Origin of the sequence: Microbacterium sp. GbtcB4, from assembly GCF_019091465.1 — a bacterium.
GTDB classification, from domain to species: domain Bacteria; phylum Actinomycetota; class Actinomycetes; order Actinomycetales; family Microbacteriaceae; genus Microbacterium; species Microbacterium paraoxydans.
Genome location: NZ_JAGXJJ010000006.1, coordinates 21826 through 34542 on the forward strand (window position 1 = coordinate 21826; position 12717 = coordinate 34542).

General features: G+C 69.5%; 13 protein-coding genes. 7 read left to right on the plus strand and 6 right to left on the minus strand.

Translation table 11 applies throughout. The features are described 5' to 3' along the window. Window positions 1–11: 11 nt before the first annotated feature. Window positions 12–1427, minus strand: a complete 1416-nt coding sequence (locus KVS71_RS11010) for a cytochrome ubiquinol oxidase subunit I (protein ID WP_060922498.1) — start codon at window positions 1425–1427, stop codon at window positions 12–14. Further along, window positions 1414–2088 (minus strand): metalloregulator ArsR/SmtB family transcription factor, encoded by a 675-nt coding sequence (locus KVS71_RS11015; RefSeq protein ID WP_060922497.1) that lies wholly within the window; start codon window positions 2086–2088, stop codon window positions 1414–1416. The genes KVS71_RS11010 and KVS71_RS11015 overlap by 14 nt, the downstream gene beginning before the upstream one ends. Window positions 2089–2188: 100 nt before the next feature. Between KVS71_RS11015 and radA the strand changes: the two genes are divergently transcribed. Further along, window positions 2189–3556, plus strand: a complete 1368-nt coding sequence (gene radA / locus KVS71_RS11020; RefSeq protein ID WP_060922496.1) for a DNA repair protein RadA — start codon at window positions 2189–2191, stop codon at window positions 3554–3556. Window positions 3557–3574: 18 nt separating this feature from the next. Here the strand turns inward: radA and KVS71_RS11025 are convergent, their stop codons facing one another. From KVS71_RS11025 to KVS71_RS11040, 4 genes are all read right to left on the minus strand, one after another. Then, window positions 3575–3994 (minus strand): dehydrogenase, encoded by a 420-nt coding sequence (locus KVS71_RS11025; protein ID WP_217584543.1) that lies wholly within the window; start codon window positions 3992–3994, stop codon window positions 3575–3577. Between the two features lie 243 nt (window positions 3995–4237). Beyond that, complete coding sequence (locus KVS71_RS11030; RefSeq protein WP_217584544.1) at window positions 4238–4882, minus strand: hypothetical protein; 645 nt, start codon at window positions 4880–4882, stop codon at window positions 4238–4240. Between the two features lie 60 nt (window positions 4883–4942). Then, window positions 4943–5443 carry an amino-acid N-acetyltransferase gene (locus KVS71_RS11035; protein ID WP_217584545.1) on the minus strand — a complete coding sequence of 167 codons (501 nt, stop codon included), beginning with the start codon at window positions 5441–5443 and terminating at the stop codon, window positions 4943–4945. A 203-nt stretch (window positions 5444–5646) separates the two neighbouring features. Then, window positions 5647–8178, minus strand: coding sequence for an ATP-dependent Clp protease ATP-binding subunit (locus KVS71_RS11040; RefSeq protein ID WP_025105479.1), 2532 nt, complete (start codon window positions 8176–8178; stop codon window positions 5647–5649). A 175-nt stretch (window positions 8179–8353) separates the two neighbouring features. Between KVS71_RS11040 and KVS71_RS11045 the strand changes: the two genes are divergently transcribed. From KVS71_RS11045 to KVS71_RS11070, 6 genes are all read left to right on the plus strand, one after another. After that, window positions 8354–8977, plus strand: a complete 624-nt coding sequence (locus KVS71_RS11045; protein WP_217584546.1) for a hypothetical protein — start codon at window positions 8354–8356, stop codon at window positions 8975–8977. Then, window positions 8977–9612, plus strand: coding sequence for a hypothetical protein (locus tag KVS71_RS11050; RefSeq protein WP_217584547.1), 636 nt, complete (start codon window positions 8977–8979; stop codon window positions 9610–9612). The genes KVS71_RS11045 and KVS71_RS11050 overlap by 1 nt, the downstream gene beginning before the upstream one ends. Then, the gene (locus KVS71_RS11055; protein ID WP_144882040.1) at window positions 9612–10364 is read left to right on the plus strand and encodes a hypothetical protein; all 753 of its coding nucleotides are present in this window, start codon (window positions 9612–9614) and stop codon (window positions 10362–10364) included. The genes KVS71_RS11050 and KVS71_RS11055 overlap by 1 nt, the downstream gene beginning before the upstream one ends. Then, window positions 10361–10597 (plus strand): helix-turn-helix transcriptional regulator, encoded by a 237-nt coding sequence (locus tag KVS71_RS11060; protein ID WP_060922489.1) that lies wholly within the window; start codon window positions 10361–10363, stop codon window positions 10595–10597. The genes KVS71_RS11055 and KVS71_RS11060 overlap by 4 nt, the downstream gene beginning before the upstream one ends. Window positions 10598–10759: 162 nt before the next feature. Then, on the plus strand, window positions 10760–11101 hold the full coding sequence (locus tag KVS71_RS11065; protein ID WP_025105474.1) for a hypothetical protein: 342 nt from the start codon (window positions 10760–10762) through the stop codon (window positions 11099–11101). Window positions 11102–11243: 142 nt separating this feature from the next. Continuing rightward, entirely contained in the window at window positions 11244–12665 is a 1422-nt protein-coding gene (locus tag KVS71_RS11070) for a dicarboxylate/amino acid:cation symporter (RefSeq protein ID WP_217584548.1), read from the plus strand. The last annotated feature ends 52 nt before the right edge of the window (window positions 12666–12717 follow it).

Below are 12717 nucleotides of genomic sequence, written 5' to 3' on the forward strand. Positions count from 1 at the left end.
GCTCGTTCCTCTCAGTACACGACCGACGGCAACTGAGCCGTCTCCTCATGGGGCTGTTCGTCGGTGTCGGGCCCCTTCTGGGCGGCCTTGACGATCAGCCGGACCTCGACCACGGCCAGCGCGGCGTAGATCGCGGTGAAGGCGATCAGCGAGATCAGGACCTCGAGTCCGCTCACGCCGGGCGAGACGCCGTCGCGGGTGGACATCAGACCGAACACGATCCAGGGCTGTCGACCCATCTCGGTGAACACCCAGCCCATGATGTTGGCGGCGAGCGCGAGCGGGAACGACCAGATCGCGACCTTCCACATCCACGGCGCGACCGGCTTGGTGGCCTTCTTGCGGGTGACCCAGAGGCCGGCGACGGCGACGAGGGCGGCGGCCATACCGAGGCCGATCATCCAGCGGAACGACCAGTAGGTGATCCACAGGACGGGGGCGAAGTCGGTGAGACCGGTGCTCGCATAGGTCTGGGCGTACTCGGCGTTCAGGTCGTTGATGCCGTGCACACAGGCGTCGAGCGTGTGGGTCGACAGCAGCGACAGCAGGTACGGCACCCGGATCGAGAACAGCTCCGAGCTGCCGTCCGGCGTGCCCAGCGTGAAGATGCTGAAGGAGGCGTCGGCGCCGCAGACGGTGTTGAACGTCGCCTCGGCGGCGGCCATCTTCATCGGCTGCGCGGCGTACATCGCGAGGCCCAGCTGGTCGCCGGTGAGCACGACGCCCGCGGTGGAGAAGATCATCGCCCAGAGGCCGAACTTCAGCGAGATGCGCATCGTGTCGAAGTGCTGCCCGCGCGCCAGGTGCCAGGCGGACACCGAGATGACGACACCGGCGGCGAACATGAGCGCGCCGAAGATGGTGTGCGGGAAAGCGGCGAGGGCGACGGGGTTGGTCAGCAGCGCCCAGAAGTCGGTGAGCTCGGCGCGGTTGGTCACCTCGTTGTAGGTGTAGCCGACCGGGTTCTGCATGAACGCGTTGGCGGCGATGATGAAGTACGCCGACAGGATGCTGCCGATCGAGACGCACCAGATGGTGGCCAGGTGGATCTTCTGCGGGAGCTTGTCCCAGCCGAAGATCCAGAGGCCGATGAAGGTCGCCTCGAAGAAGAACGCCAGCAGGCCCTCGAAGGCGAGCGGGGCGCCGAAGACGTCGCCGACGAAGCGGGAGTAGTCCGACCAGTTCATGCCGAACTGGAACTCCTGCACGATGCCGGTGACGACGCCCATCGCGAAGTTGATGAGGAAGATCTTGCCGAAGAAGCGGGTGAGGTGCAGGTACTGCACCTTGCCGGTACGCACCCACGCCGTCTGGAAGATCGCGGCGACGAGCGCCATGCCGATCGTCAGCGGGACGAAGAGGTAGTGGTAGACGGTCGTCAGGCCGAACTGCCATCGGGCCAGGGCGAGCGGATCAAGCCATTCCATGAGCGACTCCCGTTCTGTTCGACGCCTGCGCGGCGGTGTCGCGCAGCTGCACGGTGCATTCGGAGGGCAGCGCGGCCTCGCGCACGCACTCGGCTTCGAGCGGACCCCCCGCTTCTGCAAGGATGCCCTGCATCAGCCCGAGGTGCACCTGGCACAGCATCGGGCGGTCCTCCGGCCGGCCGGCCGCGTGCGGGCACGGACTCAGATCGACGGTCAGACCGCGGTCGTCCACGACCGGCTCGAAGCCGCTCTCCTCCAGGTGCTCGACGAGCGCGTCGAGCTGGTAGGTGGCGTCCTTCCCCAGGGTGGTCCCGGTGCCGGGCAGGACGCTGCGGAGGAGGTCGCCGCGACGGGCGGCGGCCTTGGCCTTGTTCCGTGCGACCGGGCTGGAGGCGTCCGGGGCCCCCGTGGCCGCGCGGTACAGCGTGCGCGGGCGCCCCCGGGTGGTGCGGTGCTCAACGGTCGGGATGACGTAGCCGCCCTCGATGAGCCGCTGCAGGTGCTCCCGCACGGTGTTCGGGTGGAGGCCGGTGGCCTCGCACAGATCGCCGATCGCGAGTTCTCCGGAGGCACCGGAGTGCCCGGCCTCGAAGAGGAGGTGCAGGATGCGCACCCGGGAGTAGCTGGAGATCGGCCCGCAGACGGACCCGCCGTTGGACATGTCTCAATTATCGGCCGGGGCCGGTGGCCGTCGGGGGAACCGGGCCGTGAATAATCGCCTGGTCGATAGGGATGTCTGATGCCGCCGATAGCCTGAGGGCATGGCCACCCGGAAACCCGCTCCCCCCGCGTACGTCTGCACCGAGTGCGGGTGGACGACGGCGAAGTGGGTCGGTCGCTGCGGGGAGTGCCAGCAGTGGGGCACGGTCCAGGAGCAGGCCGCGCAGACCGGCATCCTCCGTCGCGTGAACGCGCTCGCTCCGACCGCCGACCGCGCGGCGCGACCGATCACGCAGATCACGACGCAGGATGCGCCGCGACGCACGAGCGGCGTCGGCGAGTTCGACCGGGTGCTCGGCGGCGGCATCGTGCCGGGTGCCGCGATCCTCCTCAGCGGAGAACCGGGCGTGGGCAAGTCGACCCTGCTGCTCGAAGTCGCCGCGCAGGCCGCGCGGAGCGGGCGTCGGGTGCTCTACGCGAGCGCCGAGGAGTCGCCGGCCCAGGTGCGCCTGCGGGCGGAGCGGACGGGCGCCCTGCACGATGAGCTCTACCTCGCGAGCGAGACCGACCTCGCCACCATCCTCGGCCACATCGACGAGGTGCAGCCGCAGCTCGTCATCGTCGACTCCGTGCAGACCGTGTCGTCGTCCCTCACCGACGGCGCTGCCGGTCAGCCCAGCCAGGTGCGGGAGGTCGCCGCGACCCTGATCCGGGTGGCGAAGGAGCGCGATCTGCCGATCGTCATCGTCGGGCACGTGACGAAAGACGGCCAGGTGGCGGGGCCTCGGGTGCTGGAGCACCTCGTCGACGTGGTGTGCCACTTCGAGGGCGACCGGCAGACCTCGCTGCGCTTCATCCGCGCGCTGAAGAACCGCTTCGGCCCCACCGACGAGGTCGGCTGCTTCGAGATGACCGGAGACGGCATCGCCGAGGTGCCCGACCCCTCCGGCCTGTTCCTGTCGCAGGGCGCCTCCGAACCCGGGACCTGTGTGGCCATCTCCCTCGAGGGCCGTCGCGCCCTCCCCGTCGAGGTGCAGGCGCTCACCGTGCCGAGCAACGCCCCGAACCCCCGGCGCATCGTGCACGGCCTCGACTCCTCGCGGGTGGCCATGGTGCTGGCGATCCTCGAACGCCGGGCGGGGGTACCCACCGGCAGCCTCGACGTCTACGTGTCCACGGTGGGCGGGGTGCGCTTCACGGAGCCCGCCGCCGATCTGGCCATCGCGATCGCCGTCGCCGGGTCCATCCAGATGATCTCGGTTCCGCGCACGGTCGCCGCCGTCGGCGAGCTCAGCCTCGCGGGCGAGGTGCGGCCGGTGACGCAGGCCGCGCAGCGGCGGTCCGAGGCCGCCCGGCTCGGCTACGAGCAGGTGGTCGACGACCGCTCGAAGACACTGCGCGCGGCGCTGGGCGACATCAGGGCACGCAACAACACCCGTCGGCCCGACCGCGACATCCCGCCGTTCTGAGCCGGACGGGCGTCCGGCTCAGGCGTCGAGCGCCTTGAGCAGCTCCACCGGGTCGGCCTGCATCGGGTGCGGTCCCGCGATGTCGAGGAACACGGTCGTGATCGGGTGCGCGGAGAGGAAGGCGCGCAGCCAGGCGGCGTCGTAGATGCCGACGCCGGGCGGCAGGTTCGCGGGCTTGTTCTTCGCGTCGCTGAAGAGCAGCAGAGCGAGGTCGCCCGAGTTCGGGTCCCGATAGGTCCACACCTCTCCGCTGTCGAGCGGGTTGTCGCGGGCTCCGGGCTTGATGAGCGGGACGACGGTGGTGCCGTGGCGCAACGCGAGGGCGACGGCCGCGACGTCCTGCTTCTCGAGGGCGAGCGCCAGAGCCTCCGACCGGAAGTCCTCGGGGGCGGGCTTCTTCTTCGCGCTCTTCGCGGACTTCGCCTTCTTCGCTGCCATGGTTCCAGCTTAGGCATCGGGGCGGCGCGGCGGCGCCGGAGAAAGATTGGGGCCCTCTCGAGTCCTCCATTGGGGACTGGGGTACTCGAGAGGGCCCTCGGACTCTCGAGCGGCGGTGTCGAAGCGCTGGGGACGCTGTGATTCGACGCCACTGGGGATGGCATGTTGCCGCATAGCGGGAGAGTCACCTCTATGGTATCCCAAAGACCGGGCCCCTGTCAGCACAAGCACCGGCCGCGGCTCTCAGAACAGGAGGATCTGGGTGGTGGTGGCGCTGGGGAACCCGCCGATGGACACGCCCACGTGATACGAGGAGCCACCGCCGGGAGCGCGCTGCCGGTTCTCCTGCGCGCAGGTCTCGACGCTGGATCGGGTGCGATCCCAGATGACCGGCTCCTTGCTCACCACGGTGGACCCGGCGGTGAGCGTGGCGATCATGCTGCTCGGGTTCTCCTGGCAGTCGGTCGAACGCCACCACACGTCCGAGCCGCTGGAGACCGTGAAGACCTGGGTCGTGGAGCCCACGTCGATCGTGCAGTCCCTGGTGCCCTTGTTGGTCAGCGAGATGGAGAGCTTCGGCGTCGCGCCGTCGGCGTACGACTCCGCGTCCGTCACGGCCTTCACCTCGACGTCCTTCGCCTCGCACGCGACGACAGCCGGTGTGGCGTCGGCGGACGGCGAGGGGGCCGGGGAGGCAGAACCGGACGGCGTTGGTCCGGGAGAGGCGGAGGAGGTGGGTGCGGGTGCCGGCTCCTGCGCGCCCGTGGACGCCCACGGCCGGGCGATGAGGAGCCAGACGGACGCGCCGACGATCGCGAGGACGAGGATCAGCCCGAGCAGCACCGCCAGCCGCCGACGACGGTACACGGCGGCGGAGTGACGGGGCATGCCTCCAGGTTAAGCGATCCCCTCCGCAAGCCTGGGAGGCGCGAGGCGGTGGTCCGGGGCTCAGAGCACCTTGAGCATGCGGGTGTTGCCGAGCGTGTTCGGCTTCACGTGCGCGAGGTCGAGGAACTCCTCGACGCCGGCGTCTCCGCTGCGCAGGAGCTGCGAGTACACGTCCGGATCGACGACCTGCTCCCCGATCGGGGTGAAGCCGCGACGCCCGAAGAAGTCGACCTCGAACGTGAGGCAGAACAGGCGGGTGAGCCCGAGCGACCGCGCGTTCTCCTCGAGCCGCTCGACGATGGCCCGCCCGACGCCGTGGTGCAGCCAGTCCTCGCGGACGAGCAGTGTGCGCACCTCACCGAGGTCCTCCCAGATCACGTGCAGGGCGCCGCAGCCGATCAGCTCGCCGTCGGCCTCGGCCACGACGAACTCCTGCACGGCGCCGTACAGCACGGCGAGGTCCTTGCCGAGCAGGATGCGCTGCTCCACCATCGGCTGGAGCAGGTTCCGGATGCTGACGATGTCGGCGCTGCGGGCCGGCCGGACGATGTACGCGCTCACCCGACCAGCCTAGGACCCGCCCCTCCCGACGACTCCCAGACGCGGCACAGCTTCGGAGATCCCGGCCGACACCCCGGCGCCAGGGAGCCTCGCCCCGCGTGTCGTCTCTCATCTCCGAAGTCGTGCCCACGAGGGCGGCGGAGCGGAGACGACGAAGGGGCGGATGCTGTCGCATCCGCCCCTTCGGGTGATCGTGTCGAGGATCAGTCGTTGCCGGTGATCGCCAGGTCGGGCGTGCCGGAGATCGCGCCGCCGCCGGTGTTGACGCCGACCGCGACCTTCTCGCCGCGCGGGCCGTGCTCGAACAGGAACTCCCCGTCCTTCGCGTCGACCTTCACGTGGTCACCCGAGTCGAGCTCGCCGTGCAGGATCTTCTCCGACAGACGGTCCTCGATCTCGTGCTGCATCGCGCGACGCAGCGGACGAGCACCCAGGGCCGGGTCGAAGCCGATCTCGATCAGGCGCTCCTTGGCGGACTGCGACAGCTCGATCGTCATGTCGCGGTCGAGCAGACGCTCGCCGAGGCGCTTCGTGAACAGGTCCACGATCTGCACCAGCTCGTCCTTGCTCAGCTGCGGGAAGACGATGATGTCGTCGACGCGGTTGAGGAACTCGGGCTTGAAGTGCCGCTTGAGCTCCTCGTTGACCTTGCCCTTCATCCGCTCGTAGCTCGTGGCGTTGTTGCCCTCGATCTGGAAGCCGACGGGGCCGCCGGCGATGTCGCGCGCACCGAGGTTCGTGGTCATGATGATGACCGTGTTCTTGAAGTCCACGATCCGACCCTGACCGTCGGTGAGGCGACCCTCTTCGAGGATCTGCAGCAGCGAGTTGAAGATGTCCGGGTGCGCCTTCTCGATCTCGTCGAAGAGGACCACGCTGAACGGCTTGCGCCGCACCTTCTCGGTGAGCTGGCCGCCCTCTTCGAAGCCGACGAACCCGGGAGGGGCACCGAACAGCCGCGAGACGGTGTGCTTCTCGCCGAACTCGCTCATGTCGAGCGAGATGAGCGCGGCCTCGTCATCGAAGAGGAACTCCGCGAGCGCCTTGGCCAGCTCCGTCTTTCCGACGCCCGTGGGGCCGGCGAAGATGAACGAGCCCGAGGGACGCTTCGGGTCCTTGAGGCCGGCACGCTGACGACGGATGGTCTTGGAGAGCGCCGCGATGGCCTCCTCCTGACCGATGACGCGCTGGTGCAGCGCCTTCTCCATGAAGACGAGTCGGCTGGACTCCTCCTCCGTCAGCTTGAACACGGGGATGCCGGTCGCCTGGGCAAGCACCTCGGCGATCAGGCCCTCGTCGACGACCGCCTGGGTCGCGACGTCGCCCGCACGCCACTGCTTCTCGAGACGCAGACGCTCGGCGAGGAGGCTCTTCTCCTCGTCGCGCAGGGAGGCGGCCTTCTCGAAGTCCTGCTCCTCGGAGGCGATCTCCTTCTGCTCGCGCACGGCGGCGATCTTCTCGTCGAACTCGCGCAGCTCGGGCGGGCTGGACAGGATCGACAGACGCAGACGTGCGCCGGCCTCGTCGATCAGGTCGATGGCCTTGTCCGGAAGGAAGCGGTCGGAGACGTAGCGGTCGGCGAGGTTCGCCGCGGCCACGATCGCGCCGTCGGTGATCTGCACCTTGTGGTGCGCCTCGTAGCGGTCGCGCAGACCCTTGAGGATGTTGATCGCGTGCGGCAGCGTCGGCTCGTTCACCTGCACCGGCTGGAAGCGGCGCTCGAGCGCGGCGTCCTTCTCGAAGTGCTTGCGGTACTCGTCGAGCGTGGTGGCACCGATCGTCTGGAGCTCACCGCGGGCGAGCAGCGGCTTGAGGATGCTGGCGGCGTCGATCGCGCCCTCGGCGGCACCCGCACCCACGAGGGTGTGGATCTCGTCGATGAAGACGATGATGTCGCCGCGCGTGCGGATCTCCTTGGTGACCTTCTTCAGGCGCTCCTCGAAGTCACCGCGGTAGCGGGAACCGGCGATGAGCGAGCCGAGGTCGAGCGAGTAGAGCTGCTTGTCCTTCAGCGTCTCGGGCACATCGCCCTTGACGATCGCCTGGGCGAGGCCCTCGACCACGGCGGTCTTGCCCACGCCGGGCTCGCCGATGAGGACGGGGTTGTTCTTGGAACGGCGGGAGAGGATCTGCATGACCCGCTCCGCCTCCTTCTCGCGCCCGATCACCGGGTCGAGCTTGTTGTCGCGCGCGGCCTGCGTGAGGTTGCGACCGAACTGGTCGAGCACCTGCGAGCCGCCCTGCGCACCCGAAGGGGTGTCGTTGGACTGCGCGCCGACGGACGCGGGCTCGCGGCCCGGAGCGCCGGAGAGCAGCTGGATGACCTGCTGGCGCACCTTGTTGAGGTCGGCGCCCAGCTTGACGAGCACCTGAGCGGCCACGCCCTCACCCTCGCGGATGAGGCCGAGGAGGATGTGCTCGGTGCCGATGTAGTTGTGACCGAGCTGCAGGGCCTCGCGGAGGCTCAGCTCGAGCACCTTCTTGGCGCGCGGCGTGAACGGGATGTGGCCGGTCGGCTGCTGCTGACCCTGGCCGATGATGTCCTGCACCTGCTCGCGCACGGCGTCGAGGGAGATGCCGAGCGACTCCAGCGCCTTGGCTGCGACGCCCTCGCCCTCGTGGATGAGGCCGAGCAGGATGTGCTCGGTGCCGATGTAGTTGTGGTTGAGCATCTTCGCCTCTTCTTGGGCGAGGACGACCACTCGACGGGCTCGGTCCGTGAATCTCTCGAACATGTTGACTCCTTATTCGCACGGGGCGAAGACGCATGAAGCGCTTGTACATCGAGAGTAACGACCAGAAATGGCGGGTATGCCCGTGTTCGCCGTGGGCATAGCGAGGCCTTGACGGGTTTATCGACAGTCGTTATGTTAACGAAAGTCGATAAACCCCGACTCTCAGGAGGAGCTCATGCTCGCCACGGAAAGACGCCCTTCGCTCGCCGACGGCATCGCGCTCGGGCTCATCGCCACCGGCGCCGTCAGCGTCGGGATCGGCGCCATCGTCGCCGTCGCCCAGGCCGCCGGTGCGCTGTTCTCTCCCTCGCCCACGGTCGCGATGCCGGTGCACGACGTCGACCTCTCCGCCCTCGACGGCGTAGCGGGGATCGAGGGCGCCGCCGTCGACTCCGCCCTCGTCACCCTCACCGCGCCGCCCACCGGCGCTCGCTGGCTGCTGCTGCTGGAGACGGCGCTCCCCGCGGTCGCCACGGTCGCGCTGTGCGCCGTGGTCTGGTGGCTGGGCGTGTCCCTCATCCGCTCCCGGCCGTTCCGCGCCTCCCTCGGGTGGATGTTCGCTGTCGCCGCCTGCCTGCTGATGGCGGGCACGCTGTTCGGGCAGCTCGCCGGTGGCATCGGCCGGGCCGAGATCGTGAAGGATCTGGCCGCGACCGACCCCGCGGTCGAGGACGTGCTGTGGACGCTGCTCGTGCAGTTCGACCTCGCACCGGTCGGGTGGGCCTTCGCACTGGCCCTCGTGGCGGGCGTGTTCACGATCGGCCGCCGCCTGCAGCGCGACACGGAGGGGCTGGTCTGATGGCCGCCGCCACCACCACCCGCTCCGAGCGGGCCGACGCGATCACCGTCATCCTCTATGCGGCGGCGGCCCTCGTGACCGTCGGCATCGCGACGGTGCTCCGCGTGGGCAGCACCTTCCGCGACGACGGGATCGCGTGGTCGCTCCCCATCGACGAGCAGCCGATCTCGGCGACCACCGACTCCGGGCAGATCTCGATCGAGGGCATCGCGCAGGAGGCGATGGTCTTCGCGACGGGGGTGAACGGCGTGTCGATCGCCGCCATCGTCGCTGCCATCGCGCTGTGGGCTCTGGCCGCCGTCGCCGTCATCGGCGCGGTCACGCTCGTCGCCTGGAACTTCCTCCGCGGACGGTTCTTCGTGGCGGGCAATGCGCGCGCCTTCGACGTGATCGGCTGGACACTGGTGCTCGCGCCGATGGCGATCGTGATGCTCGAGACGATGGGACGCAACGGCGTGACCGCGGCGCTCGGCCTCGGCGACGGGGAACCCGTGCACCCGATCGAGTTCTGGGCGATCGCGCCGATCTTCGCCACCGGGGTCACCGTCGGCCTCATCGCCGTCGCCTTCCGTCGCGGCATCCGGCTGCAACAGGAGAAGGTCGTGCTGGAGAAGGAGACGGAGGGACTGGTCTGATGATCTCGTTCGGTTCGGAGGCCGTCTGGCCGTCTCTGCTCAACATCGGGATCGCGCTCGCGGTCTGTGCGGCCGTCGTCGCCCTCGTCGTCTGGAACAGCCGCCGCCGTGGCAGCCGCACGGTCGCCCTCGACGCGGCGCTCACGCTGTCCGGATGGTGGATCACGCTCTCCGCGCTGGGGGCGGTGTCGTTCATCATCAAGGCGTTCGCGGTGGACTGGGCGGAGCTGCACGGCCGGACGATCGTCTTCCTCGACTGGCCCTCGAACCTCCCGTGCTCGGAGTACGGCGACAGCACGACGACCATGCTCACCTGCAGCGGCACGGAGCTGTCGGACTTCACGGTGGGCAACGCCTCGCTCGGGCTGCGCCTCCTCGCCGCGGCCGCGCAGCTCAGCACCCTCGCGCTCACGACGATCCCCGCGGTGATCCTCGCACTCATCTGCTTCCACACCCTCCGCGGCCGCGCGTTCTCCCGCACGGTGACCCGGGCCCTCGTCGGGGGTGCGATCGCGTTCGCGGTGCTGGGCGTACTCTCCGATCTCCTGAGCGGCATCGCCGCCACCACCGGACTGCGGGAGGCCCTGCCGGCGGACAGCACCTGGTATCCGCACACCTACTGGCTCACCGTCACGCCGCTGCCGTTCGCCGCGGCACTCGGCCTCCTCGCCCTCGCCGCGGTGTTCCGTCAGGGCATGCGCGTGGAGCAGGAGCGGGCCGCCCTGGAGCGCGAGACGGAGGGGCTGGTGTGAGCCCGGCGGAGAGCGACGACGAGTTCACCGGCATCCACTGCCGTCTGGACGAGCTGCTGGCCGCCCGCGGGATGACGCTGACGGAGCTGAGCGCCGCCGTCGGCGTCAGCATCGTGAACCTGTCCGTGCTGAAGAACGACCGCGCCCGCGCGATCCGCTACTCCACGCTGCGGGCCATCTGCGAGGCGCTCGACTGCGAGGTCGGCGACCTCCTCGTCCTCGCCGATCGCTGACCCCTGTCGACCCACCCCCTTCCGCGCGCCCCGGCCCCTTACGGACGCACGCAGGGGGCCGGAGCGCACGGAAGGGGGTGGCTCGGCGGGAGGGCGAGCATGGTCACGCACGGGAATGCAAGCCCCTTCTATGAGTCGGCTGTGAGTGGGTACCGTCGCCTCATGATCAGCACCCGCATCCCCTCGCGTCGCGGCCTCCGCCTCCTGGCGATCGTCCCGGCCGCTGCCCTCGCCTTCTCCCTCGCCGCCTGCGCGGGAGAGAGCCGCCCCTCGGTCGACGAGGTCGCCGACGGCATCCAGAAGGTCTTCGAGGGCACCCCGCAGGAGGAGGCCATGACCGACGACGCCGCCACCTGCCTGGCTGAAGCCCTGGTCGACTCCGACCTCAGCGACGAGACGCTCGGCTACATCGCCGACGGCGAGGACAAGCAGCGGGACGAGGCCGACAAGGCCCTCACGACCCAGATCATCCAGGACAACCTCCAGGACTGCGTCACGCCCTGAGGGCGGCACGCAGCGAAGGGTGACGGCCTGGGAGGGCGGCCGTCATCCTTCGTCATATCCGCCCAGGGAATTCTCAGGCTCTCCTAGCGTTGAGCCTCATGGCGTGCACCCGGCGCGCCGCGATTCTGGAGTCCCCACCTCAATGAGCACCACCGCACGCGCCCAGAAGGCGCCAGACACCCGCGGGCCGGTCCGGAAGCTGCTGACCTCGTTCGGCTTCCAGATCATCGCCGCCCTCGTCCTCGGCATCGCCGCCGGTCTGATCGGCCGCCAGCTCGGCGCCACGGCCGAGAACCCGACCGCCCTGTCGGCCACCCTCGACACGATCGGCAGCTCCTACGTGACGCTGCTCCGCGCGGCCGTCGTCCCGCTGATCTTCACCGCGATCGTCGCGAGCATCTCGAACCTCCGTCGCGTGCAGAACGCCGCCCGCCTCGCCGGGCAGACGATCCTCTGGTTCGCGATCACCGCCTTCATCGCGGTCATCATCGGCATCGTCCTCGGCCTCGTGATCCAGCCGGGCAGCCGCGCCGGCGAGGGCCTGGAGCCGGGCGAGCCGTACACCGTCGGCACCTGGTGGAACTTCCTCCTCGGCCTCATCCCGCAGAACTTCCTCGGCCTGACCGTCAGCACCTCCCCCGGAGCCACCGCGGGCGCGTTCACCTCGAGCGTCGGCTTCAACATCCTGCAGGTCATCGTGGTCGCGGCCGTCGTCGGCATCGCGGCACTCAAGGCCGGCAAGAAGGCGGAGCCGTTCCTCGTCTTCACCGAGTCCCTGCTCAAGGTCATCCAGCGCGTGCTGTGGTGGATCATCCGCATCGCCCCGCTCGGCACGTTCGGCCTCATCGGCTCCGCCGTCATCAAGTACGGCTGGGAGAAGCTGGCGTCGCTCGGCTGGTTCGCGGCCGCGGTCTACATCGGCCTCGCGCTCGTGCTGTTCGTCGTGTACCCGATCCTGGTGCGCACGCACGGCCTCTCCATCAAGCAGTACTTCACGGGTGCGTGGCCGGCGGTGCAGCTCGCCTTCGTGAGCCGCTCCTCCATCGGCACGCTCCCCCTCACGGAGCGCGTGACCGAGCGCAACCTCGGTGTGCCCCGCTCCTACGCCTCGTTCGCCGTGCCGCTGGGCGCGACGACGAAGATGGACGGCTGCGCAGCGATCTACCCGGCCATCGCCGCGATCTTCGTCGCGCAGTTCTTCGGCATCGAGCTGAACTTCGTGCAGTACCTGCTGATCGTGATCGTCTCGGTCGTCGGTTCCGCCGCCACCGCGGGCACCACGGGCGCGGTCGTCATGCTCACGCTGACGCTGTCCACCCTGGGGCTTCCGCTCGAGGGCGTCGGTCTGCTGCTCGCGATCGACCCGATCCTCGACATGGGCCGCACGGCCGTGAACGTCGCCGGTCAGGCGCTCGTCCCCGCGATCGTCGCGAAGCGTGAAGGCATCCTGAACGAGGAGCTCTACAACGCACCTCGCGAGGGCCTGCCCTTCGCCGACGACTCCGGCGACGACACCCCCGAGGCCGACGCCGCCTCCACCCCGGAGCCCGCCGGGGCACGCTGACCCGGTCTCCTCGAGAGCGCCCCACTTCCTTCATCCAGGAGGTGGGGCGCTC

Excerpts from the sequence above, each read along its gene's own strand:
- KVS71_RS11010 (WP_060922498.1), bottom strand. The coding sequence starts at position 1,427 with ATGGAATGGCTTGATCCGCTCGCCCTGGCCCGATGGCAGTTCGGCCTG.
- KVS71_RS11015 (WP_060922497.1), bottom strand. The coding sequence starts at position 2,088 with ATGTCCAACGGCGGGTCCGTCTGCGGGCCGATCTCCAGCTACTCCCGG.
- radA (WP_060922496.1), top strand. The coding sequence starts at position 2,189 with ATGGCCACCCGGAAACCCGCTCCCCCCGCGTACGTCTGCACCGAGTGC.
- KVS71_RS11025 (WP_217584543.1), bottom strand. The coding sequence starts at position 3,994 with ATGGCAGCGAAGAAGGCGAAGTCCGCGAAGAGCGCGAAGAAGAAGCCC.
- KVS71_RS11030 (WP_217584544.1), bottom strand. The coding sequence starts at position 4,882 with ATGCCCCGTCACTCCGCCGCCGTGTACCGTCGTCGGCGGCTGGCGGTG.
- KVS71_RS11040 (WP_025105479.1), bottom strand. The coding sequence starts at position 8,178 with ATGTTCGAGAGATTCACGGACCGAGCCCGTCGAGTGGTCGTCCTCGCC.
- KVS71_RS11045 (WP_217584546.1), top strand. The coding sequence starts at position 8,354 with ATGCTCGCCACGGAAAGACGCCCTTCGCTCGCCGACGGCATCGCGCTC.
- KVS71_RS11050 (WP_217584547.1), top strand. The coding sequence starts at position 8,977 with ATGGCCGCCGCCACCACCACCCGCTCCGAGCGGGCCGACGCGATCACC.
- KVS71_RS11055 (WP_144882040.1), top strand. The coding sequence starts at position 9,612 with ATGATCTCGTTCGGTTCGGAGGCCGTCTGGCCGTCTCTGCTCAACATC.
- KVS71_RS11065 (WP_025105474.1), top strand. The coding sequence starts at position 10,760 with ATGATCAGCACCCGCATCCCCTCGCGTCGCGGCCTCCGCCTCCTGGCG.
- KVS71_RS11070 (WP_217584548.1), top strand. The coding sequence starts at position 11,244 with ATGAGCACCACCGCACGCGCCCAGAAGGCGCCAGACACCCGCGGGCCG.